Origin of the sequence: Pedobacter miscanthi, from assembly GCF_003315595.1 — a bacterium.
GTDB lineage: Bacteria > Bacteroidota > Bacteroidia > Sphingobacteriales > Sphingobacteriaceae > Pedobacter > Pedobacter miscanthi.
In genome coordinates this window covers 304087-328948 of the sequence record NZ_QNQU01000001.1, presented here as the reverse complement: position 1 = coordinate 328948, position 24862 = coordinate 304087, and the positions used below count along the sequence as shown (strand labels likewise).

At 40.0% G+C, this 24862-nt stretch carries 20 protein-coding genes and 4 tRNA genes; 11 read left to right on the top strand and 13 right to left on the bottom strand.

All coding sequences use genetic code 11. The annotated features are described in order from the left end of the window. Positions 1-94: 94 nt before the first annotated feature. From msrB to DRW42_RS01470, 3 genes are all read right to left on the bottom strand, one after another. Complete coding sequence (gene msrB, locus DRW42_RS01480; protein ID WP_113947040.1) at positions 95-604, bottom strand: peptide-methionine (R)-S-oxide reductase MsrB; 510 nt, start codon at positions 602-604, stop codon at positions 95-97. Between the two features lie 489 nt (positions 605-1093). Next, positions 1094-1504 carry a nuclear transport factor 2 family protein gene (locus tag DRW42_RS01475; RefSeq protein WP_113947039.1) on the bottom strand — a complete coding sequence of 137 codons (411 nt, stop codon included), beginning with the start codon at positions 1502-1504 and terminating at the stop codon, positions 1094-1096. Between the two features lie 210 nt (positions 1505-1714). Then, entirely contained in the window at positions 1715-2854 is a 1140-nt protein-coding gene (locus tag DRW42_RS01470) for an epoxide hydrolase family protein (protein ID WP_113947038.1), read from the bottom strand. Positions 2855-3114: 260 nt separating this feature from the next. On the opposite strand from DRW42_RS01470, the gene DRW42_RS01465 reads away from it, so the two are divergent. Both DRW42_RS01465 and DRW42_RS01460 read left to right on the top strand, forming a co-directional pair. Continuing rightward, positions 3115-3987 carry an alpha/beta fold hydrolase gene (locus DRW42_RS01465; RefSeq protein ID WP_113947037.1) on the top strand — a complete coding sequence of 291 codons (873 nt, stop codon included), beginning with the start codon at positions 3115-3117 and terminating at the stop codon, positions 3985-3987. 52 nt (positions 3988-4039) lie between these two features. Beyond that, the gene (locus DRW42_RS01460) at positions 4040-4633 is read left to right on the top strand and encodes a dihydrofolate reductase family protein (RefSeq protein WP_113947036.1); all 594 of its coding nucleotides are present in this window, start codon (positions 4040-4042) and stop codon (positions 4631-4633) included. Positions 4634-4717: 84 nt separating this feature from the next. On the opposite strand, the gene DRW42_RS01455 is transcribed toward DRW42_RS01460, so the two are convergent. Further along, positions 4718-4801, bottom strand: a tRNA-Leu gene (locus DRW42_RS01455). A 69-nt stretch (positions 4802-4870) separates the two neighbouring features. Next, a tRNA-Gly gene (locus DRW42_RS01450) sits at positions 4871-4946 on the bottom strand. A 380-nt stretch (positions 4947-5326) separates the two neighbouring features. On the opposite strand from DRW42_RS01450, the gene DRW42_RS01445 reads away from it, so the two are divergent. Further along, the gene (locus tag DRW42_RS01445) at positions 5327-8254 is read left to right on the top strand and encodes a sensor histidine kinase (RefSeq protein ID WP_208643469.1); all 2928 of its coding nucleotides are present in this window, start codon (positions 5327-5329) and stop codon (positions 8252-8254) included. A gap of 169 nt (positions 8255-8423) precedes the next feature. Then, complete coding sequence (locus tag DRW42_RS01440; protein WP_113947035.1) at positions 8424-10268, top strand: M61 family metallopeptidase; 1845 nt, start codon at positions 8424-8426, stop codon at positions 10266-10268. Between the two features lie 60 nt (positions 10269-10328). On the opposite strand, the gene DRW42_RS01435 is transcribed toward DRW42_RS01440, so the two are convergent. From DRW42_RS01435 to DRW42_RS01425, 3 genes are all read right to left on the bottom strand, one after another. After that, positions 10329-10412: transfer RNA gene (locus tag DRW42_RS01435), tRNA-Leu, on the bottom strand. Between the two features lie 71 nt (positions 10413-10483). Next, positions 10484-10559 (bottom strand) — tRNA-Gly (locus tag DRW42_RS01430). A gap of 94 nt (positions 10560-10653) precedes the next feature. Further along, entirely contained in the window at positions 10654-11142 is a 489-nt protein-coding gene (locus DRW42_RS01425; RefSeq protein ID WP_113947034.1) for a regulatory protein RecX, read from the bottom strand. Between the two features lie 61 nt (positions 11143-11203). On the opposite strand from DRW42_RS01425, the gene DRW42_RS01420 reads away from it, so the two are divergent. Next, a complete protein-coding gene (locus tag DRW42_RS01420; RefSeq protein ID WP_113947033.1) occupies positions 11204-13663 on the top strand; it encodes a bifunctional UDP-N-acetylmuramoyl-tripeptide:D-alanyl-D-alanine ligase/alanine racemase in 2460 nt (819 codons plus the stop codon). Between the two features lie 150 nt (positions 13664-13813). After that, positions 13814-14404, top strand: coding sequence for a DUF502 domain-containing protein (locus DRW42_RS01415; RefSeq protein ID WP_113947032.1), 591 nt, complete (start codon positions 13814-13816; stop codon positions 14402-14404). Positions 14405-14700: 296 nt separating this feature from the next. Here DRW42_RS01415 and DRW42_RS01410 read toward each other — a convergent pair whose 3' ends face one another. The 4 genes from DRW42_RS01410 to DRW42_RS01395 all read right to left on the bottom strand — a co-directional run bounded on the left by DRW42_RS01410 (position 14701) and on the right by DRW42_RS01395 (position 18175). After that, a complete protein-coding gene (locus DRW42_RS01410) occupies positions 14701-15195 on the bottom strand; it encodes a hypothetical protein (RefSeq protein WP_113947031.1) in 495 nt (164 codons plus the stop codon). Between the two features lie 26 nt (positions 15196-15221). Further along, the gene (locus DRW42_RS01405) at positions 15222-15722 is read right to left on the bottom strand and encodes a hypothetical protein (RefSeq protein ID WP_113947030.1); all 501 of its coding nucleotides are present in this window, start codon (positions 15720-15722) and stop codon (positions 15222-15224) included. A gap of 219 nt (positions 15723-15941) precedes the next feature. Continuing rightward, a complete protein-coding gene (locus tag DRW42_RS01400; protein ID WP_113947029.1) occupies positions 15942-16649 on the bottom strand; it encodes an LOG family protein in 708 nt (235 codons plus the stop codon). Positions 16650-16666: 17 nt separating this feature from the next. Next, positions 16667-18175 carry a sodium:solute symporter gene (locus DRW42_RS01395; protein WP_113947028.1) on the bottom strand — a complete coding sequence of 503 codons (1509 nt, stop codon included), beginning with the start codon at positions 18173-18175 and terminating at the stop codon, positions 16667-16669. 460 nt (positions 18176-18635) lie between these two features. On the opposite strand from DRW42_RS01395, the gene recR reads away from it, so the two are divergent. The 3 genes from recR to DRW42_RS01375 all read left to right on the top strand — a co-directional run bounded on the left by recR (position 18636) and on the right by DRW42_RS01375 (position 21617). Beyond that, on the top strand, positions 18636-19253 hold the full coding sequence (recR, locus tag DRW42_RS01390; RefSeq protein ID WP_113947190.1) for a recombination mediator RecR: 618 nt from the start codon (positions 18636-18638) through the stop codon (positions 19251-19253). Between the two features lie 195 nt (positions 19254-19448). Continuing rightward, a complete protein-coding gene (locus tag DRW42_RS01385) occupies positions 19449-20267 on the top strand; it encodes an SDR family oxidoreductase (protein WP_113947027.1) in 819 nt (272 codons plus the stop codon). A gap of 510 nt (positions 20268-20777) precedes the next feature. Further along, on the top strand, positions 20778-21617 hold the full coding sequence (locus DRW42_RS01375) for an alpha/beta hydrolase (RefSeq protein ID WP_113947025.1): 840 nt from the start codon (positions 20778-20780) through the stop codon (positions 21615-21617). A gap of 259 nt (positions 21618-21876) precedes the next feature. Here DRW42_RS01375 and DRW42_RS01370 read toward each other — a convergent pair whose 3' ends face one another. Next, positions 21877-22818, bottom strand: a complete 942-nt coding sequence (locus tag DRW42_RS01370; RefSeq protein WP_113947024.1) for an ion channel — start codon at positions 22816-22818, stop codon at positions 21877-21879. Positions 22819-23230: 412 nt separating this feature from the next. Here DRW42_RS01370 and trpD point away from each other — a divergent pair, with 412 nt between their 5' ends. Then, a complete protein-coding gene (gene trpD, locus DRW42_RS01365) occupies positions 23231-24220 on the top strand; it encodes an anthranilate phosphoribosyltransferase (protein ID WP_113947023.1) in 990 nt (329 codons plus the stop codon). Then, positions 24214-24843 carry a phosphoribosylanthranilate isomerase gene (locus DRW42_RS01360; protein ID WP_244215163.1) on the top strand — a complete coding sequence of 210 codons (630 nt, stop codon included), beginning with the start codon at positions 24214-24216 and terminating at the stop codon, positions 24841-24843. Before trpD ends, DRW42_RS01360 begins: the two co-directional genes overlap by 7 nt. Positions 24844-24862 lie beyond the last annotated feature (19 nt).

The following is a 24862-nucleotide window of genomic DNA, read 5'->3' as shown; positions in this document are numbered from 1 at the left end:
CCGAAAAGCACTGTTTCTGCTTTCCCAGAAACAATGCAAATAATATTTTTAGAATTTGTTAAAAGATCTCTCCATTCCGGCCGGAGCTGACTTTTTACTTTCCAAAACCATCCGGTTCAAAATCCAGAGATATCGAATTCATGCAATAACGTTTGTGCGTAGGTGCGGGCCCGTCGTCGAAAATATGGCCCAGGTGCGAATTACAACGGCCACATTCTACCTCTATACGTTCCATTCCCAAACTGTTATCTGTTTTGTAAATGGTGCTTCCCTTACGGAAGGTTTCAAAAAAACTCGGCCAGCCACATTCGCTTGCAAATTTTGCGTCTGACTTAAACAATGCGTTGCCACAAACAGCACAATAATAAGTCCCTTTTTGGTTGGCATTCCATAGTTTGCCTGTAAAAGCCCTTTCGGTATTGGCTTCGCGTGCAACTGCATAAAGGGCCGGTGATAAAATCTTTTTCCACTCCGAATTTTTAACATTCAGCTTTTTTGTATCAGTACGCGAATAATATGGGTTTTTTACCTGCGTTTTTGTTTCCTGACTGTTGGCATAAAAGCCAAAACCAAGCAGGAATGATAGTGCCATTAATATTTTCATTTTGTGTTTTTTAATATGTAAATAAACGAATAATCCATCTAAATGGATTTAGTTTGAAGGGTTAAATTTTGTTTATAAAATATTAAATATCAAGAGTTGCCATTCGCCCTAATTTATATTTTTTGGCCGCGCTCCTTACTTAAATTAACCAGGTTTTAATCTGCCATGATGAAGAAAACCGGCCTTTTGATACTGGTATACCGTTTTCTCCTTATGTACTTATGAACGACGATATGGATCATAGAGATTTAGACAGTTACATACCTGCTAAAATTGAAACCGCTAATGTCGATAAATTAGCCGCTGGAGCATATAGAGAAAAGGATTTTCCGTTTTGTAAAAAGTATTTGAATACCAATAATCAATGACCAAACGGTGGTAATTAATTAGTTTAGTGGAGAGCGATAAGCGATTAACCTTTGGCATCGATTAACCCATTTGTACAATTAATCAGTTTGTTTTACCGATCAATAATGGCTAATGAACCAATTATAAATATCTGTCTTTCTCTTCAATCTGCATGTCGTTAATGCTTGCAAACCTTTTCTGCATCAAACCATTTTCGTCAAATTCCCAAAGTTCGTTTCCATAACTACGGTGCCATTGGCCGTCGGCATTATGCCATTCATACTCAAACCTTACTGCAATGCGGTTTCCGGCAAAAGTCCAAAGCTCTTTTTTGAGTTTATAATCCAGTTCTTTTTCCCATTTGCGGGTTAAAAATGTTTTCACTTCTTCACGGCCATTGATAAAATCAGTGCGGTTGCGCCACTCTGTATCGATGGTGTAAGCCAGGCATACCCTTTCCGGATCGCGGCTGTTCCAGGCATCTTCGGCCATTTGTACTTTTTGCAACGCGGTTTCGTGGGTAAATGGCGGTAAGGGCAGTTTTTGTTCCATTTTTTAAAAATTGATATTTATAATCAAAACTAGGTATGAAATTTAATCGTTCAAAATGATTTAAAGAGATTTATGCTATCATTATTTGTGATCGGAATATCGAAGGAAGATTTTTGCAGAAAGCAGAGCCAGGATGTAAAGATTATGTTTATAAAACCCGGTGTATGCTGCCTGAAGCACCGGGCTTTTATTCTCGAAAATATTCAGGACTTATAAACTATAAAAAAAGCTCCGTAACTCATTCACCCAGGTATCGGGCACTTCCAATGCAGCGAAATGCCCGCCTTTTTCCATTTTGTTAAAACGTTTAACATTCACCATACGTTTGGCCCATTCTATCGGTACAGGTGCTTCGGCGGGGAATATACTTACTGCAGAAGGCGTTTTCACATATTCGGCTGAAGGAGATGGCTCGCCAGACCATCCTGCCCTGGCATTTTCGAGGTAAGTTCTGATAGACGTATTAATAGTTTGGCTTACCCAGTAAATCATGATATTGGTAAGCAGTTCATCTTTGGTAAAACTATTTTCGATATTACCATGGGTATCGCTCCAGCTGTTAAATTTTTCAATTATCCACGCCGCAAGCCCTGCGGGCGAATCGTTAAGTCCGTAGCCTAATGTTTGCGGTTTTGTAGACTGGATCATGTTGTATGCACCCTCAGTGTACCACCATTGTTGTATAAACTGGCCAAATTCCTGCTCTGCTGCCGACATGTTTGCCCAGTCTTCCTGTCCGTTAGGATAACCTACATCAGTGAGGTGGATGGCGATAACACGATCGGGCTGCTGGTTAGCCAGCGATTTGGTCACAATGGCGCCAATATCACCACCGGCAGCATAATATTGATCGTAACCTAAAATTTTCATCAGTTTTGCCCATAAAACTGCCACCTGATCGGTATTGAGCGCTACACGATCTGAAAAACCAAAGCCAGGCAGCGAAGGTATAATCAGGTCGAAAGATTGTTCGCTATTGCCACCTGCACTTTCCGGATCGGTTAATAAAGGAATTACCTTATAAAAACGGTAAAAACTATCGGGCCATCCATGCGTAAGCAAAAGTGGTTTAGGATTTTGGCCTTTGCCTTTAACGTGGATGAAATGAATGTTGATGCCATCAATTTCAGCTTTAAAGTGGGGTAATGTATTCAGTTCCGATTCATGTTTACGCCAGTCGTAATCTTTTTGCCAGTAAGTAACTAATTCCTTTAAATAAGTTGGATTAGTGCCATAATTCCAATCTGCTCCTTCAGGCTCATCAGGCCATCGGGTGTGCTGTAGGCGGTTCTGCAGATCGTTGAGTACGGTCTGATCGACTTCAATTTTAAATGGGGTGATGTTTTTCATAGTTTGGTTTTATAGATAAAATTGTATTAAAAATATAAAATTGTCTTTGTTTTTTGAAAGAGAATGATCGTAATTTTTTTTAAAACTCCTTAGTGGTCAGTTTGTTGAGTATTTTTAACCTTCCAAGCATTACCCTTTGCTTGAATTTAAATTATTACTGTCGGAATTTGCCCCCTAAGTTGTCGTTTCCCCACGCGATCAAATTCTGAAATGCGCTCCATATTTGTATTGTCAAAACAAGATTTAAACTTAAAAACAATATGAAAAGCTTATTTAACACCAGAAATTCCCTCAAATCAATACTTTTTATTGTAATGATTCTATTCGGTGCGTCGCAGTCTAATGCACAAATTAAACCTTCTAACAGCGGTTACGCACCGGTTAATGGTACAAAAGTTTATTACGAAGTATACGGCGAGGGTAAACCTCTTGTTTTACTGCATGGTGCTTTTATGACCATTGGTACAAACTGGGGTGAGTTAATCCCTGAACTGGCTAAAACCAGAAAAGTAATTGCAGTAGAATTGCAGGGACACGGGCATACGCCTTATTCAGATAGGAAACTATCGCATGCCACTTTAGCAAAAGATGTAGTGGGGGTGATGGATTACCTGAAAGTTGATAGTGCCGACGTGTTGGGTTATAGTTTTGGTGGCGCCATTGCTTACGAGTTTGCCATACAGAATCCTAAACGTTTGAGTAAGCTGGTAATCATTTCTTCAACCTATAAAAGTACCGGCTGGCTACCCGAAATAAACAATGCATTTAAAAACATGAAACCCGAACTTTTTGAAAACAGCCCTATGAAAGCCGCTTATGATGCTGTTGCACCTGATAAAACAAAATGGATTCCATTTTTGAAGCAAATGATGGCATCAGCGGGAGAGCCATTTGATTTAGGCGAAGCTAATGTTGCTAAAATTACTGCGCCGGTATTGATTATAGCAGGTGATAACGACGGCCTTGATAAAATTGAACTGGCGAAAACCTATCAGTTATTGGGTGGTGGGAAAGTTGCCGATTTTGGAGTGATGCCGAAATCGCAATTGGCCATTGTTCCGGGTCAGGGGCATGTGAGTTTGATGATGCAAACCAAAACACTTTTAAGTTATGTTGATGGTTTTTTGAAATAAGTTTTGATAGCCATAAAAACAGCAATTAAGTTAAACTATAAATTATTACGATATGAGAAAGATAACTGTTTTAAGCATGATTACGTTAGATGGGGTGATGCAGGCGCCGGGCGGACCTGATGAAGATAGATCAGGAGGGTTTGAATATGGCGGCTGGACGGCATCTTACGGCGACGAAGTTTTTGGCAAGGTTATAGAAGAAGAGCTTAAGCCTGCTGAGTACCTTTTGGGTAGAAAAACATTTGAAATTTTTGAATCTTACTGGCCACAGCATGCCGATTTTTGGCCCGGAATTAATGATGGAGCCAAATATATCTTATCCGAAACCAGGGATAAATCTGATTGGAAAAATACCAGTTTCCTTAAAAGTGTGGCAGATATCGAAAAGCTTAAAAATACAGATGGTGGCGATATTCAGGTTTGGGGCAGCAGCGAACTGATTCAGCTTTTGCTCAAAAATGACTTGGTAGATGAACTTCGGCTAAAAATTTATCCCTTAACATTGGGAAAAGGAAAAAAGCTTTTCGAAAACGGCGCTATTCCAGCAGCACTTGCCTTAACAGAAAGCATAGTTACACCAAGCGGAGTAATTATTGTAAGTTATAAAAGGGCAGGAGATGTGAAAACGGGCAATGTGGGTGCTTAATTTCTGTTATAAATATACTAAAAAAGAATTCGATTATAACAAAAAGCCATCATTTCTGATGGCTTTTTCGTTCGATTTTTGTTGTACTCGGGGCGGGAATCGAACCCGCACGCCTTTGAAAGCACAGGATTTTAAGTCCTGCGTGTCTACCAGTTCCACCACCCGAGCATTAGCCGTTGCCGATTTCCACCGGCTTGGTTAACTTAAACTAAAATGCCTTCTGGTAGGAAGGCATTTTGGAGCGAAAGACGAGATTCGAACTCGCGACCCCGACCTTGGCAAGGTCGTGCTCTACCAACTGAGCTACTTTCGCAAAATTTACACATTCGCTGTGTTCCTTTGGGGTTGCAAATATAGAAATTAAACTTTTCAATGCAAAAAAATAAAATAAAAAAATGGTGTTGGGTTGATTATTGGTTAAAAATGAGGAAGATAAATTTAAATTAATTTTAAAATAATGCTTTTATCAGTCTGTAAGGATAATTTTGATAAAGATCAAAAATAGCTAAGTCTGGAAAAGTTAATGGTATTTGTAAGTTAAATTGAAACCAGTTGGCATTAAGTTTAACAAAAATCAGCACTAAATGGAATAATTCTCTTTTTCTATTCAAATTTAAAGGCTATGCCATGAGCCCTGATTTTACTCTTATCATTTTATTCTATCTTTAGCTCCTCTAAAAGGATCATTAAAAAATGGATAGTCAAACCTTATCGAATGAACAGTTTTTATTAGGTGGTGGCGAAATGGGCGCGCTTATACGATCTATGGACTGGTCTAAAAACCCTTTAGGCCCTGTAGAAAACTGGCCTCAAAGTCTCCGTACTTCGGTAAGCCTTTGTCTTTCCTCAACATTTCCCATATTAATTGCCTGGGGCCCTGAAACTATCCAGATTTATAATGATGCTTACAGGCCTATTTGCGGCGCCATGCATCCCGAATCGATGGGCATGAATTTTCGTGTGTGCTGGGAATCGGCACTGGAAGTAGTTGGCGATAAATTTACCCAGGGACAAATGGGAGAGGGTACTTATATTAAAGACCAGCAGATGTTCCTTTTTAGGTACGGATACCTGGAAGAAGCCTTTATGACTTTTTCTTTTGCACCCATACGGGATGAGACCGGTGGAGTTGGGGGGATTTTTCACCCGATAACCGAAACTACCGATAAAATGCTGAGTGCCAGAAGAACACAGGTGCTCCGCGATGTTGCTGCACTGTTGGGAAAAGCCAAAACCATCGAAGATATAGGTTTACTCACTACCCAGCATCATAACGATTTTGTAAACGATCTGCCCTTTTTGCTTTTTTATATATTATCTCCAGAGGGAGAAAATGCAGCATTGTTAAGTGCTGCAGGTGTCGAAAATGCCAGCCATCTTGCAGTTAATGAAATTAATCTTTCAGATCGCGATAGTAAATGGCCTTTCTCCGAAGTTCAGTCTGCTCCCCTGGTTATTGATGATCTTAACGAGCGTTTTGGCGATTTCGCCTGTAAACCTTATCCCGAAAAACCAGCTAGCGCAGTTATCCTGCCTGTATTTCTATCGGGTAAAGATAGCCCTTTTGGTTACATTGTTGCAGGGGTTAGTGCGCGTAGGGCCATGGACGAGGAATATTTAGGCTTTTATACGCTATTGGCCAATACGTTTAGTACCGCAGTTTCTAATGTTTATGCTTATGAGCAGGAGCAAAAAAGGGCGCAGGCATTAGCTGCTATCGACCGATCTAAAACTGCTTTTTTTAGCAATGTTAGTCACGAGTTTCGTACACCGCTCACTTTAATGTTAGGTCCGTTGGAAGATCTGCAGCGTCATGCCATTATGAAAGACCCTCAGGTAAGGGAAACGGTTCTGGCTACCCATCGTAATGCATTAAGGCTCCTTAAACTGGTTAATAACCTGCTCGATTTTAGCCGTGTGGAGGCTGGCCGTGTAAAAGTTGCTTATCAGCCACTTGATCTTGCTGGGTTTACGGCCGATTTAGCAAGTAGTTTCCGTTCAATTATCGAAAAGGCCGGAATGGAACTGATTGTTGAAACCCCGGCAACCGAACTGGAAGCTTATGTAGATATACAGATGTGGGAAAAAATCGTCCTCAATTTATTATCCAATGCCTTTAAATACACACTGCAGGGAAGTATTATCCTGAAGCTTGAAGTATTGGGTAATATGGTAGAACTGGCCGTAATCGATACTGGCGTTGGTATCCCCGAAGAAGAACTTCCGCACATGTTCGAGCGTTTTCACCGTGTTGAAAATTCTGCAGGCCGTACCCACGAAGGTTCTGGAATCGGGCTTTCGCTGGTGAGCGAACTTGTTCACCTGCACGGCGGCGAAATTAAGGTAGAAAGTACTTTAGGCGAAGGTTCAAAATTTACTATAATGATGCCATTGGGCAGTGCACACCTTCCGCAAGAGTTGGTATACGATAAAGATTATCAGGCCAGTGCCAGCAACCTCCGCGAATCTTTTTTACAGGAGGCTTCAGGTTTACTGGGTAACGAATATGCTAACGCGGCATCTCCAAAAGAGGAACCCGAAAATGTATATCAGGGTGAAGAAGAAGGCAAGGTTTTGCTGGTTGATGATAATGCCGATATGCGCGACTATCTTAAACGCCTGCTCCAACCTGAATTTACGGTTTATACGGCAGTAAATGGTGCCGATGCTCTTGAGCAGCTTATGTCATTGAGTCCTGATTTAATATTAAGTGATATTATGATGCCTGTAATGGATGGTAAGGCCCTTTTGGCCAAACTCCGCGAAAAGGAAGAAAAGCACTGGATCCCTTTGATTTTTCTTTCAGCCAGGGCCGGAGAAGAATCGCGGATTGATGGCCTGGAGGCTGGCGCAGATGATTACCTGGTGAAACCATTTTCTGGTCAGGAGTTGTTGAGCAAAGTAAGGGCGCAGATCAAGATTAACCGTATTAGGAGGCATAACGAACAACACATGCGCGATTTTGTAGCTGTGGCCACACACGAACTTAAAACGCCCTTAACCGCACTTTCGGGTTATGTTCAGGTAATCGAAATGAAAGCCCGGAAATTGCAGGAAGAATCGTTAACCCATGTTGCCGATCGGGCAAGGCATCAGGTAATAAAAATGTCGAAACTCGTTGATGATCTTTTAGATGTGAGCAAACTCGATGAAGGTATGTTATATCTTAAACCCGAACATTTCGATCTTAATGAACTGATAAATGAAACAATATTAGATGTACAGTCTACCGCTTCAAAACACCAGATCAGTTATGGTGGAAAAGGAAATTTAAAATTATCCGCAGACAGGGACAAGATAGGGCAGGTGATTACAAACTTATTGGTAAATGCGGTGAAATATGCACCCGAAGCACCACAAATTGATGTTTTTACTGAAACAGACGGTAACATGTTAACCGTTGGTATACGTGATTATGGCATCGGGATCAAAAATGAAGATCAGCAACACGTATTTAAACGTTTCTACCGTACAGATTCGGCACACAGGGGTTTTCAGGGTTTTGGCATCGGACTTTATCTTTGTTCCGAAATCATCAACCGGCACGGCGGGCATATCAACCTGGAAAGTGAACCAGACAAAGGATCGCTGTTTTATTTTAAATTACCGGTTGAAAATTAATTTGCCGGAGTAGGTTTTCCTGGTCCTTTTGAAGAACAATTTCCGCTTTTAGCTGCTACAATAGTAGGCAGTTTTAGGTTTATATGTTATTGCCACAGGTGTATTATTGGTACCCATCGTTTTTTACCGTTTCTGAGGTACCTCTTAATTTATATAAAAAGTATAATTAATGATGATGAAAAAATCTTACCATTTGAAAGCAAAAACCAATGTGTACGCTTTATTTGTACTGGTTCTTATTGCTTTAAACCCTTCTGGTTTATTTGCACAATCTAAAATGAGTTTTGTCATTTCCGTGCCTGAGGTGGCTAAACATCTATACCATGTAGAACTTAATTGTAAAGCTGTGCAAGCCGATACGGTAAATTTTCAGATGCCCGTTTGGACCCCCGGGTTTTATTCCATTAAGGATTATGCCAGTGCAGTAAGTAATTTCAGCGTAACAGGTGCCGCAAATAAACCCTTAAAGTGGGAACATACTGATCGCAGAAGCTGGCAGGTAATTGCAAAAAAGCAGGATATCCATATAAGTTATGACGTTAAAGCTGAAGATCCGTTTATTGCAGATATTAACCTTACCGAAGATTATGGCTACATTATACCTGGTGCCCTGTTGTTGTATACCCAGCAGGCTTTACCATTTCCGGTAACCCTAACAGTGAAACCCTATAAGCTTTGGCCTCAGTTTGTTGCTATGGGATTAAATGAGCTGCCCGGGAAGAAAAATGTGTTTTCTGCTGTTAATTTCGATGAATTGTATGACAGTCCGCTACTGATGGGCCACCTGGAGACTTTGCCTGCAATAATGGTTAAAGGTATTCCACATCAGTTTATAGGCTATAACCTGGGGGATCTCGACCGGACTCAGCTTACAGTCGATCTGAAAAAGATTTTTGAGAGCGGAAGCCGGATTATTGGGGATATACCCTATAAATCTTACACATTTTTGGCCGTTGGAGTGCCGCAGAGCGGAAGTTTTGGCGGTATCGAACATCTTAATTCTGCCTCGCTCATCATTGGGAACAAAAACCTGCTCACAACAAAAAACAGGTTGCATTTTTATAATTTCCTGGCACATGAATATTTCCACACCTATAATGTAAAGCGCATCCGGCCGATCGAACTGGGGCCTTTTGACTATAGTAAAGAGAACTATACTGATCTGCTTTGGGTATCAGAAGGTTTTACAGTGTATTATGAGAATATTATTACGCGGGCCGCTGGATTGATGAGCGCACAGCAGGTGCTGGATAATTTTAAAGAATGCATTAAAAACTACGAAAATAAGGAGGGGCATTTGCATCAGTCTGCTGCGGCCGCCAGCCGTGCGATATGGGAGATGGAAGGTAATCCGAACAGCCGCAATGCAGATGAGCTGAATAAAACAATTTCGGTGTATGATAAAGGTTGTGCATTGGCAATCATGCTGGATTTAAAGATAAGAAACGAAACAGGAAACCAACGCTCATTGGATGATCTGATGCGATCACTTTACCGCAAATATTACAAGGAGAAAAACAGGGGTTTTACTGCTGATGAATTTAAAAAAGAGGCTGAACAGATAGCAGGTGTAACTCTTGATGAACTGTTTTCTTATGCCAATACTACCGTGGAGCCAAACTATGCCAAATATTTTTCTTATGCCGGACTGGCCATTGATACCGCTAGCCATTGGGTTATCGGCAACAACCTGGGCATCTCGGCAGGCATAAACGGTAATTCCATTATAGTAAGAGAAGTAAGCTGGCAATCGCCTGCGTGGAAAGCCGGCATCCAGCCAAATGATCAGATCTTGCGCATTGATGGAAATGAAGCTACTTTGCCCGGGATTAAAGGCCCGATACCTGATAAAAGAGAAGGTGATCAGATTGTAATCAGAATTAAGCGAAATGGAACAGAGCAGGACTTAACGCTGATTTTGAATAAGTGGCGAACGAAAAGTTTTGACATTATGCCCTTGCCCGGAGCCAGCAAACTGCAAACCCTTATATACAATAGCTGGATGAGAAATTGAGAGGACCACAAACAAAAAAACCTTTCATTTCTGAAAGGTTTTAGTTCGATTTTTTTGATGTACTCGGGGCGGGAATCGAACCCGCACGCCTTTGAAAGCACAGGATTTTAAGTCCTGCGTGTCTACCAGTTCCACCACCCGAGCATTAGCCGCTGCCGGTCTCCACCAGCTTGGTTAACTTTAAAATAAATGCCTTCTGTAGGAAGGCATTTATTTGGAGCGAAAGACGAGATTCGAACTCGCGACCCCGACCTTGGCAAGGTCGTGCTCTACCAACTGAGCTACTTTCGCATTTACAAAACTGATGTTGTTGTTTCGTTTTGGTGATGCAAATATAGGCAGATTTCTATATCTGTCAAGGAATTTCTTGTTAAAAATTTAATATTTAATTTAAATTGCTGGCTTTCAGGGCAAGTAAAATTAAATCAGTTTCGAAACCTTTTGCCTGAAGGTAGCTCATCAGCTTATTTTTTCTTTTAAACGAATCATTTTCGCCTAAACTTTCTGCTTTTTTAACCGCCAGTTTTTCTATCGTTTGCAAATAATCATCCTCGTCGATGCTATAAATTGCCTTTTGCAAAATTTTATCGGGTACGCCTTTCAATTTTAAACCCTGTTTAATTTTAACCCTGCCCCAATGTTTAATGTTAAACTTGCCCGACGCATAGCTTTTAGCAAAGCGTTCTTCATTCAAAAAATTGTTAATGATCAGGTCGGTGATAATTTCTTCCAGCTCATCCCCACGCATGCCCCATTCTACCAGTTTGTAGCGAACTTCCTTTTGCGAACGCTCCTGATAAACGCAAAAACTTTCCGCTTTGGCCAAAGCTTGTTTTTTATCTAATATTACTGTCTCTTGTTTACCGCTTTTCATAATTAATTACTGAAATTCGTAAAAATAAAAGCGATTACCGTATTTTTCTGAATATAATAGCATGCAAAACCCGATTTATACCCTAGCCAAAATAGCCGAAATTTTAAATGCCGATACCAAATGGGTTGATGGAGAGGTGATTATTCACTATTTGGTGATTGATAGTCGTTCGGTTTTAGTGCCGGAGCATTCGGTCTTTTTTGCCCTGTCATCGCACCGCGATGGACATGAATTTATTAAAGATGCTTATGCAAAAGATATCCGGAATTTTGTAATTACAGATGCTAAATACGTTAATCAATATCCTGATTGTAATTTTTTACTCGTTGATGATGCTTTAGCTGCCTTGCAACAACTTGCCATTTACCACCGGAAGCAATTTGATCTAAAAACCATAGGTATTACCGGAAGTAATGGCAAAACCATTGTAAAAGAATGGCTTTATCAGCTTTTGGCTGCAGATTTTAGTATTGTAAAAAGTCCGAAAAGTTATAATTCGCAGATTGGCGTGCCGCTTTCTGTCTGGCAGATTGAAGCAGATGATACATTGGGGATTTTTGAAGCCGGTATTTCTGCAGTGAACGAAATGCAGCACCTGGCCGAAATTATCCGGCCTGAAATCGGAATTTTAACCAATATCGGCGAAGCGCATGCCGAAGGTTTCAGTTCTAAAAAGGAAAAGCTCACCGAAAAACTGAAACTTTTTGCAGCTTCAGATTTATTCATTTACTCACCCGAATATGTGACGGAGGTAAGTACAAAAGATTTACCGGGAAAGCAAAAGTTTAGCTGGAGCAGTAAACAGGTAGCCGACCTGCAGATCACCACTGTTGAGCCTATAGAAGGCAATTGCTATTTAAGGGCGATTTATCAGAACACAGAAATAGAGTGTATGTTGCCTTTTAAAGATAAAGCCTCGATAGAAAATGGAATGATCTGCTGGGCAACTTTATTGGCCCTGGGTTATACACCTGAGCAGGCAGATTTGCGTTTAGAGAAGTTAAGCCATGTAAGCATGCGCCTGGAATTGAAAAATGGCATCAACCAGTGCTCCATTATCGACGATTCTTATAGTGCCGATATCTCTTCTCTGGCCATTGCGCTCGATTTTTTAAACCAACAGAACCAGCACCCCAAAAAGACGGTAATTCTTTCCGAATTATTCGAAACCGGTAGAGATGACCTGGATCTGTATACCGAAATAGCGGAACTGCTTGCTCAAAAAAAAGTAAGCCGCCTGATTGGTATCGGAACGCACATTTCACGCTACGCTGATCTTTTTAAATTTGAAACACAATTTTTCGACGATACCAATGCTTTTGTGGAAGCTTTTCCCGGTTTGCAGTTTAATCATGAAACCATATTGGTAAAAGGGGCGAGGCGTTTCGAATTCGGACGGATCAGTAAACTGCTCACACAGAAAATACACGATACGGTTTTAGAAATCGACCTCAATGCCATGGTTGGAAACCTGCAGTTTTATCGTTCTAAAGTCAAACCGGGCGTCAAAATTATGGCCATGGTGAAGGCTTTTTCGTACGGGAGCGGCAGTTTCGAAATTGCCAATTTACTGCAGTTCCATAAGGTAGATTACCTGGCGGTAGCCTATGCCGACGAAGGTATTGCATTGCGCAAGGCCGGAATTACACTCCCGATTATGGTGATGAGTCCTGAAGAATCTGCTTTTGAAGCCATTATTAAACACCGGCTGGAGCCCGAAATTTACAGCTTAGAAATCCTGAACAGTTTTTTAAATGCATTATCCGATTATGATTTCGATTATCCAATCCACGTTAAGATCGATAGCGGGATGCACCGTTTGGGTTTCGACCGACCGGAAATTGATAGCTTATCTATCCTGCTAAAAGATTCGGCAAGGGTAAAAGTGCAGAGTATCTTTTCTCATTTAGTGGCCAGCGATGCCGCGGAGCACGATGGATTTACACAGCAACAGATCGATAAATTTAAAATCATAGCCGATCAGCTGGTAGCTATTTTAGGCTACAAGCCATTGCTTCATATTTCCAATACTTCTGGTATTTCGCGCTGGCCCGAAGCTCAATTTGATATGGTGCGTTTAGGTATTGGTTTATATGGTTTTGATTCGGCTTTGGCTAATAATCGTGGCCTGCAAACGGTTATGGTACTTAAAACAACCGTTACCCAGGTGAAAACTTTAGAACCCGGCGAAACGGTAGGTTACAGCAGAAAAGGCATGATGCAGAACGGTGGAAAAATAGCGACCGTAAAAATTGGTTATGCTGACGGCTACACGCGGTATTTTGGTAATGGTGTGGGTAAAATGCTGGTTAATGGCCATCTCGTGCCCGTAATAGGCTCCATTTGCATGGATATGACCATGCTGGATGTTTCGGGTATCGACGTAAAACCTGGCGATGAGGCCATTGTTTTTAATCAGGAACATACTATTATGCAGCTTGCAAAAGATATTAATACCATTCCTTATGAAATCCTAACCAATATCTCGCAAAGGGTTAAAAGAGTTTATTTTTATGAATAAGAAAGATTGTTAAATTGTTTTATTGCTTCATTGTTGGTAAAACGGGCAAAAATACAGTTGAAAAGTATGAGAAATCATCAATTAATAGCCAAGCAAGCAAGCAATATAACAATCCTAACCATTTAACCATATTTTTCCTAATTTTGCACCATGAATAAAGTCGGGAAAGCTGTTTTAAACTATTTGATTAAAGGTTTATTAATTGTTGTACCCATTGCCGTGAGTATTTTTATTGTGGTTTGGGCAGTTACAACGGTTGATAGCTGGTTAAATGTGAACAATATTTTAGGCGTAAACCCACGCACAGGTGAAAGCCGTAACATTCCGGGTTTAGGTTTACTGACGGTTTTAGCCCTTATTTTAACTGCAGGCATCTTTGTAACCAATTTCGTAACCGAACCCATGTATAATTGGTTTCAGCGCATGATGCAAAGGCTGCCTTTACTGAACTTCATCTATTCATCAATAAAGGATTTAACAGAAGCTTTTGTAGGCGACGAAAAGAAATTTAACCACCCGGTGCTGGTAGAAGTGGAGGGGGGCTTAAAGAAAATCGGCTTTTTAACCCAGAGTGATCTGCATAAACTCGATCTGCCGGATGAAGTGGCCGTATATTTTCCACTTTCGTATTCCTTTGCGGGTCAGCTTTGTATTGTAAAAAAAAATAAAGTTGCTGATTTAAACATGACAGCAGCCGATGCCATGAAACTCGTAGTAAGCGGTGGCGTAAGCGGACTTTAAATATTTTTCTGAATGATCACTATCTATCATAATAACCGCTGTACCAAAAGCCCCTTCTAGTCGTAGCATCTCGCTACGACATACAAATAAGTTTATTTTACAGGTCTTAGCGAAACGCTAAGACTAGAGTGGGGTTTTGGGGTAATCCGGTCGTCATCTTCTAGTCGTAGCGTCTCGCTACGATATACAAATAAGTTTATTTTACAGGTCTTAGCGAGACGCTAAGACTAGAGTGGGGTTGGGGTAAATCTCTCCATTTCGCTGCGCTTCAGTCGAGGTGACGGTTCGTTTATAAATTAAAATATCCCCTTAAAACTTAGCAAGCAGCAAATAAAAATAATCGCGCCAAAAATCAATCTTGAATAATATTCACGCACAAACAGGCCCGATAAAATCAATAAGTCATCATCCACATTGGTATGGATTAAGCCATTTCCGGCCGACGCATTAAAAAGAATCTGTTTGTCTTTATGGTTATTTAACGACCAGCGGCTTAACCAGCTGTTTTGGTAGCTCCAATCGAAAGTTTCGCCCGATGTAAATGCAATTTTGGCTTTAAAGCCCAGCCAATCGTAAGTAATAACCGCTAAAACCGTATTCTTATTGTCGATAATTTTAGTTTCCGGTTTCGAAAAACCTTCACTTTTTAGCAGGTAGATCCCTGCCTGTGTAGTGGCAATGGCAGAATTTTTCCATGAACCAAAATTCATCGAAAATTTTAAGTACCCGTTATTTATGACCTGATAATTGCTGTCAAATAAACCTTTTCTCCAATTTAATACCTGTTCCATCTCACAAAAGGATTTTATAATTAATCTTAATGACGGTTAACCGAAGCCGTTATAACTGGTATTAAGCAAGCAATAAGTACTGCAACGCGTTTGTTGTAAATCTGCTTAATAAACAAGCCTGCAACAATTAACAATTCATTGTCTGTATCAGACGATATTGCACCGGAATTGCTGTTAGCGCTGTACATGATGTGCGCATCTTTATAATTGCTTACCGTAAACTGTGTTTTCCAGATCCCAGTCGATTTCCATTCATACTGTTCGCCGGTATTTAAACTGATTACTGCTTTCGATTTCCAGCTATCATATGTGATGATTGCAACCACCTCATTTGTTTTTCTGTCGATTACCTTTGTTCTGGATTGCCAGAAACCTTCATTTACAAACTGGTAGTTTTTATCTTCAAACATGCTTTCCGCATCGCTTCTCCACGTACTGAAACGGATCATTCCCCGCTGGGCGCCATCCACAAAGAGCTGAAAATTTCCGCTGAACCAATCATTTTTCCAGTTGATAAATCTCGACATATTAATTGCGTTTTATTTTAGATAACACTTTCTTTCAGATGTTACAATAAAAAAAGTGCTTATTCTCGATAAGCACTTTTTTTGTGAATGACCAATAATTAATTACCAATTTACAGTTTACAATTTTCAGCTAACCATTTTTGTCAATCCTGAACGTAGTGGAAGGATAAACAATTAACCATACTAATAAACGAATGGCAAATGAACTATTTAACCAACCTAGAAATTCGGTTTAAGTACATACTTATCATAAAAACGGAAAATATGTTCTGCGGCTTCTTCGGCCGTATCTACCAATCTGAAAAGATTTAAGTCTTCTTCATGGATATTATGCTCTTTTTGCAGCATCGTTCCTTTTATCCAGTCGATTAATCCGCCCCAATAATCAACACCAACCAATACAATCGGGAAACGTGCAATTTTACCGGTCTGGATTAAGGTTAAAGCTTCAAAAAGTTCGTCCATGGTACCAAAACCACCTGGTAAAACCACAAAACCCTGACTGTATTTCATGAACATTACTTTGCGCACAAAAAAATAATCAAATTCCAGTAATTTATTATGATCGATATATTTATTGTGGAACTGCTCAAAAGGCAACTCGATATTTAAACCTACCGATTTACCGCCATTGGTATGTGCGCCTTTGTTACCAGCTTCCATAATACCCGGGCCACCACCCGTAATTACACCATAACCGCGATCGGTTAATAGTTTACCGCATTGTTCTGCCAGTTGATAATATCTGTGTGTTTGGGGTGTACGGGCCGATCCGTAAATGGTAACACATGGGCCAATTTTAGCCAGTTTTTCAAAGCCGTCAACAAATTCGGCCATGATTTTAAAAATTTGCCAGGAATCGGTTACTTTAATTTCCTGCCAGTCTTTGTTTTCGAAAGCACTTCTAATTTTTTCTTCACTCGTCATATACTGTTATTCTAATATTAAAATTTGGTTTGTGCATCAGTTTTTTTGCTGATGAACAATAAGCCGATAAATGTGATTAAACCGTTGATTAAAATCAGTTCAACACTAAAAACGTAACCGCCCAATAAAGTGGTCGAGTTCGTTGCAAGCAAGTAACATAAAAAAGGTGATAATAAGCAAACTATCGGCACTAATTTATCGTGAAGTCCGCGTTTTTTGACAAATAATCCAAAACTGTATAACCCTAAAAGCGGTCCGTAGGTGTAAGAAGCAATGGTAAAAATTAAACTCACTACCGACGAACTGTTCAGCGCATTAATGACGATAATCACTAAAAACATCAGAATGGAAAAGGCTACGTGTACAGTATGACGTTTTTTAACCGCATCTTTTGCATTTACATTCGACGCTTTATCCATACCTAAAAAATCGACACAGAAGGAGGTAGTTAAAGCCGTTAAAGCCGAATCAGTTGTTGCAAAAGTGGCTGCGGTTAAGCCCAGCATAAAAATAATCGCCGGAACCGCACCAAGGTTGTTTAAAGCAATTTCGGGGAACAATAAATCTGTTCTCGGTTTTCCGGTAATGTGATCCAAAGGAATATCGATACCGTTTTTTGCAGCAAAAATGTATAATAAAGCACCTACACTTAAAAAGAAAACATTTAAGATTACAAATACACCAGTAAAGGTAAACATGTTTTTTTGCGCTTCCTTAATGGTGCCCATGCTCAGGTTTTTTTGCATTAAATCCTGGTCTAAACCCGTCATAGCAATGGTTACAAAAATACCACCGATAAACTGTTTACTGAAATAGAATTTGTTGGTCAGGAAATCATCCAAAAAAAATATTTTGGAATAACTGCTGTTTTTAACCGTTTCGAATGCCTGTGGGATGTTGAAATTTAAACTGTTACAGATGAAATAAATCGTCAGAAAAACTGATAAAACCAGGAAAAACGTTTGTAAGGTATCCGTAATGATAATGGTTTTTAAACCGCCTTTAAAAGTGTATGACCAGATCAGCGCCAAAGAGATCAATACCGTTAACCAGAACGGAATGCCATAATTATCGAAGATAAAACGCTGTAAAACAATTACTACCAGGTATAATCTGGTGGCCGATCCCAATGTGCGGCTCAGTAAAAAAATGGAGGCTGCGGTTTTGTAGCTGTAATGACCTAATCGTCTTTCAATATAACTGTAAATCGACGTAAGGTTCATCCGGTAGTAAAGCGGAAGCAAAACGGTTGCGATGATAATAAAACCAACAGCATTACCCAGCACAAACTGAAAATACTGAAACTGGTTTCCGCTCGGTGCGCCAACTTCTCCCGGAACGGATATAAAGGTAACTCCCGAAAGTGCCGTGCCAATCATCCCAAAAGCAACCAGGTACCATTTAGAATTCCGGTTGGCAACAAAGAAAGTCGAATTATCGGATGAGTTTTTTGAGGTTACAAATGAAATAATGATCAGCAATAAAAAGTAACCGATCAGGAAACACAATAGAATGGTTGGAGACATAGTTTCGTATTAAGCTGATAAATGTAAAGAAAACTATCAAATCAAGCAATATTCTTGAGTCGGAAGTCCGCAGTCCGTAGTCCGAAGTCAAAATGACCAATAATCAATACGCAATTTTCAATCACCAATATGCAATGATCAATCACCAGTAATCAATATACAATGATCAGTAGCAACCGTCTATAAAGTTTTAATGTTCTTAATTTCTTAATGGTCGGGAGACGGAAAATGTAGGAAAACATTCTTGAGTCCGCAGTCCGAAGATTAGTCCAAAGTCGTCAGTCTACAAGTTTACAGTCGAATCGCACAATAATCAATATACAATAAACCAATTTTCAGTTATTATTGACTATTAACCATTAAACTATTGACCAATGAACCATATCCAGTTTGCAATTTTGCAGTTACCAATGAACTAATGACTATTGAACCAATGAACCATTTTACCTATTTTTGTATCATGAATTTTTCATCCAAGCTGCTGGAAGATGCGGTAAACGAATTCTCGAAACTTCCTGGTGTAGGGCAGAAAACGGCTTTACGTTTGGTTTTGCATCTTTTAAATAAAGAACAGGAAGAGGTAAACCAGTTTGGCAATACATTTATCAGGTTAAAACAGCAGATTAAACATTGCAGCATCTGTCATAACATTTCTGATTATGCCGTGTGCGAAATCTGTACTTCGGTTAAACGCGATAAAGAAACCATCTGTGTGGTAGAAGATACCCGCGATGTAATGGCAATTGAAAACACCGGACAATATTTTGGGGTTTACCATGTGCTGGGCGGATTAATTTCTCCGATGGATGGCGTTGGCCCATCTGACCTTTTTATCGATGGTTTAGTTGCGCGGATGTCAGCAGGAGGCATTAAAGAAGTAATTTTAGCATTAAGTCCGAATATGGAGGGCGATACCACCTTGTTTTACCTGTACAAAAGGCTAAAAGAATTTAATGTGCCGGTAACTACCATTGCCCGCGGAATTGCCTTTGGTGGCGAGCTGGAATATGCCGATGAAATTACCCTGGGCCGATCGATTGTAACCCGCGTACCTTACGAAACCGCAATGATGAAGTAATCATAATTTAACCTTAGCAACATCATATCTTGATACTTGCTACTTTATACTTGCTACTTTATACTTGCTACTTTATACTTGTTACCCTATACTTGCTACTCTATACTTGCTACTCTATACTTGCTACTACACACTTGATACCATATACTCACTACTCAAACCTTAATACTCGATACTGAAATCTTGCTACTACAAATGAACCTGAAAAATAAAGTAATCATCATCACCGGGGCTTCGAGCGGAATTGGAAAAGCCTGTGCCGAAGAATTTGCAGAACGTGGCGCCAATCTGGTTTTAGCTGCCCGTCAATATGTAACCCTTTGCGAAATCACTGCCGACCTCGAAAAAAAATATGGCATCCGGGCTGTGGCTGTTCAGGCCGATGTAAGTAACGAAGCCGATTGCGAACTCATTATTAAACAAGCTTTAGTTTCGTTTCAAAAGATTGATATTCTGGTAAACAATGCAGGTTTATCAATGCGTGCCCTGTTTAACGATCTGGATTTATCGGTGCTTAAAAACCTGATGGATGTAAACTTCTGGGGAACGGTTTACTGTACCAAATATGCTTTACCTGAGATTTTAAAAACCAAAGGAACCATTGTTGGCGTTTCATCAATTGCCGGTTATCGTGGTTTACCGGGCAGAACAGGTTATTCGGCCTCTAAATTTGCGATGAATGGGTTTATGGAATCTTTGCGTACCGAATTGTTAAAAACCGGCGTAAATGTGCTGCTGGCCTGTCCGGGTTTTACCGCTTCCAACATCCGTGTTACCGCTTTATCAAAAGATGGCGCTGCGCATGGCGAAACCAGTATGGACGAAGGCAAAATGATGTCGTCAGAAGAAGTAGCCAGTATTATTGCTGATGGTATCGAAAAACGTAAACGCACTCTCATCATGACCGGACAAGGCAAATTAGCCGTTTGGATGAATAAACTTTTCCCGGCTTTTGTTGATAAAAAAGTATTTGATTTGTTTGCTAAAGAGAAGAATCCGTTGATAAAAGGGTAGAAGACTGAGGGTATAAAGGTGGAAGGTTTGGGCGTAAGGTATAAATAAAATATATCGTTAATAATGAACAAATTATTTCGAGTATGCGTTTCAAACCAGCTAGGCCGAAGCATTGTATCTCCGTTTTACTTAAATCCGGCCTAACAAATTTTTCGGGTTCCACCCATCTAGCCACCCCACTAGCGTCCAAAGAAAAATTTTCAGCCGGTGTTTTTTGTTTCTTTTTGACAGCAAAAAGAAAGAGCCCTTCGGCGGCGGTGAGCCGAGGCAAGACAGTGCCGCTGGGAAAAAATATTTAATATTATCAATATTAATTCCTTTTCTAATACCTTTAAACCTGAATTGACGAACATTTCGACCTGTAATACCAAATCTGAATGTTTGGTGGAGCCTCAAATACATTATTGCATAAATAGAGACCCTGAAATAAATTCAGGGTGACGAGTCAATTATAAAAATCCACCACCTCAACAATTTCGTTTATTTAAGCTGAGATGAAAAACCTTTTTTATGTACAAATCCCTTGTTTTATTGATGCTCTTATTTCAAACCATACTTTCTTCTGCGCAGGTTAAAAAAGTAAAAAATATAAATTATGCGGGCAATACAAACGAAGCCAATACGCTGAATATTTTTTATAAAAACGATAGTATTAAAAATAAACCTGTGTTAATTTTTATTCACGGTGGTTCATGGAGCAGTGGCAAAAAGGAAACGTACTGGTGGCTGGGCAGGAATTTCGCGCGGAAAGGTGTGGTTACTGTGATTATCAATTATCCTTTAGCGCCAAATGTTCAATATGAAAAAATGGGCGATGATTGTGCTTTGGCCGTAAAATGGGTTCAGGAACATATTGCCGATTATGCCGCCAGTCCGGAAAAGATTTTTGTAATGGGGCATTCGGCCGGGGCACACCTGGGCGAACTGATCAATGCTGACCCTAAATATTTTAAAAAAGCTGAAATTAAAAACCCAATCAAAGGCGTAATCCTGAGCGATCCCTTTGGTTTGGATATGCAAGAATATTTAACCACAGCCGAAAAAGACCATTTTTATTTCGATTTCATCAGGACTTTTACCGATCAGCCGGCGGTTTGGAAAGTGGCATCGCCGCTGGATTATGTAAATAATATCAAAAATCCGCATCTGCTTTTTTATGGAAGTAAAACTTATGGTGCCATTAAATTGCAAACGCCAAGGTTATACGAAAAACTTAAAGCGAACCATGTTTCTGTCGAAATAAAAGAAATTAAAGGCAAAAGCCATGTTCCAATGATCAGTCAGATGATTTTTGGTGGAAATCAATTGTATAAAGATATTGTGGAATTTATCCAAAAGACATCTTCCTAAAAGTTGTCAACTTTCTTGCCTCCTTGCTATTAAAGTTGACAACTTTGGGGCAATTCTTAATTCCCCTCCTTTGGAGGGGTGCCTGCAAGGCGGGGTGGTTTTATTTATTGCACCTACTCAACCTACCTAAACCCGACAGTAGCGGGCATTCCGATTTTTCATCGGAATAAAGCGTATGGCGGGACTACCGTAACCCATTGGCACAGAAACCTGCTTTCCAAAAAACAAAAAGAACTTTTAAAAATAAAAAAAGTAAGATTTACACTGTCCGCGTCACCTTATCCAGCTTACTATAATCCATCACCATTTTGCCCTCTTCGTTATGATAATACATCTTATCAAACTTAGCGTCCATTTCTATTTCTTCGTCCTGATAACTTGTTCTGGTATGAATGGTCTGCGAAAAAGTATCGTCAAAAGCCTTTAACATCACAAAAATTTCGACCTCCGCCTGTTGCAGTTCCGTTAACGATTTTTCGTAAAACGGACTATCTTCGGTAATGGCATGCACCAGTGTCCAGTTTAAAGATAAGATGCCGATTTTATCGCGCTCTAAGGCAAGAGGATAAAATCTCCGTACGTGTTTACCATCAACGGTTTCGTTGTACGACATCACCATCTGGACCTCCACTTCGATAAGCTGGTTGCGGCGTAAATTAACCAGACGGCACATCAACCCATGACCGTTTTCGTAAGGTGCAATTACCATTTTTTTACTAAAACTCACTTTAGAAGTAGGTCGGCTGAAACGGCCATAAAGCAATCCTGTAGCCAGTGCAAATGCCAGTAAACCCAACATGCTTTCGAAAGCGGCCAATACGCTGGTAATAAAACCCTGCGGTGAAATATGACCATAACCTACTGTAGAAATGGTTTGTGCCGAAAAGAAAAAAGCATCAAAAAACTGATCGCGCAGGGTTACGCCTTTAGCACCATCGAGGTTTTCGATACCGATTAAATTATATAAAACTGCGAAAATGGTGTTTACCACGAGGTAGGCAAGTAATATAACGAAGAAAAACCGTGTCCAGCTCATGGTAACCAAACGGGTATAGGTATCATCAAACTTAAACCATGGCAAACCCGTACGTTCTATATTTGCTGAACCATCGGGATTTAGCATACGCTGATTTTTGGTTACCGGATTGGATCCGAACCCCAAATCATCATTAAACTGTACTTTTCTTTTGAAGAAAGACATATATTTTTAGAAAGATTTTGGAATATTAAAAAACTATATCAATATTTGCTTTATACAAACATGATAATTAAAAACTTAAATAACAATTGGTGGTGGCATAACGAAATTCGTTAGGCAAATTCTATTGTTATATATTTTAAAATATTTTAAACACAACGAAGAGGATTGCCCAAAAAGCAATCCTTTTTTTTATGCGCCATTCCCCTCCCGTGGAGGGGATGTCCGCAGGACGGGGTGGTTAATAAACATATTCCGGTTCGTGTCTCTACGAACCGGAATAAACATAAATGGTTTGTGGAGACACAAACCATGGCGTAAATTAAGAATGAGCCACAGATGAGCACAGATACACACAGATTTTTATCCGTGTTCATCCTTTTCATCTGTGGTTAAATAACATTGAGCAATAAACATGAAAAAAATATTAAACCATTTATTCGAGAACAAGAGCTTTAGTAGGGAAGAGGCGAAAAATATCCTGATCTCCATATCAGAAGGTGCCTTCAATTCCTCGCAGATTGCCGCTTTTATCACCGCTTATGCCATGCGCAACATTACCGTGCAGGAGTTGCAGGGTTTCCGCGATGCGATGCTGGATATGTGCGTAAAAACCAACCTTTCGGGTTACGATCTGATTGATCTTTGTGGCACCGGGGGGGATGGAAAGGATACCTTCAATATTTCTACTTTATCATCTTTTGTGGTGGCTGGTGCCGGTTACCCAGTGGCTAAACATGGGAACTATGGCGTTTCGTCGGGTTGCGGATCTTCGAATGTGATGGAATACCTGGGTTATACCTTTACCAATAATGAAGACACTTTAAAACGTAACCTGGATCAAGCGGGAATCTGTTTTCTACACGCCCCTTTGTTTAACCCTGCGATGAAAATTGTTGCACCTATCCGTAAGGAACTCGGCGTGAAAACGTTTTTCAATATGTTGGGGCCGATGGTTAACCCCGGGCAGCCAAAATACCAGATGGTAGGTGTTTTTAGTCTGGAACTGGCCCGTTTGTATGCTTATTTATATCAGGATACCGATAAAAGTTATACCATTGTACATGCATTAGAAGGCTACGATGAAATTTCGTTAACCTGCGATGTGAAAACCTTTAGCAACAGGGGTGAGCAGATTTTAACGCTTGATGATATGGGCTTCGAAAAAGTGGATGTTAATGCCATTAAAGGTGGTGATACAGTAGAATCATCGGCCAAAATATTTATGGATGTACTTAATGGCGAAGCTACCGATGTACAGAACAATGTGGTGCTTTGTAATTCGGCACTGGCCATTAAAACCATAAAACCTGAGCTATCTTTTGCCGATTGCTATTACGAAGCAGAAGGCTCGTTAATGGGTAAAAAAGCATTAAACAGTTTCAAAAACTTACTGGCATGTTAAAGTTAAAAGTTTGCGGAATGCGTTTGGCAGCGAATATTGCTGCGGTTGCTGAGTTGCAGCCGGATTACATGGGTTTTATTTTTTATGAAAAAACGCCCAGGGTAATCAGTGAGGTTTCTGCAGAATTGATTAAATACATTCCTTCAGAAATTAAAACTGTAGGTGTTTTCGTCAATGAAGACTTAAAAAAAGTAAAGGAGAGGGTAAACTTATTAAAGCTGAAAGTAGTTCAGTTACATGGCAGCGAATCTCCTGAATATTGTGCGGAACTAAAATCAACGTTTCCCGTTCTAGAAGTAATTAAAGCTTTCGGAATAGATGAAGATTTCGATTTTTCAGCTTTAAAACCTTATTTAGATGTCGTGGATTATTTTCTTTTTGATACCAAAACAAAAATACACGGCGGATCCGGAAAAACATTTAACTGGTCTGTTTTAGACCGATATACTTACACCAAACCTTACTTTTTAAGCGGTGGAATTGATTTAGAACATGCCCCTGCCATAAAAAACATAAACGACGAGCGTTTATATGCATTGGATATCAACAGCCGTTTCGAAACCGAACCAGGCCTGAAGGATGCAGAAAAGATTAAAGCATTTATAAAAGAAATGAATTCATAGCCTTTGGTTTCAACCAAAG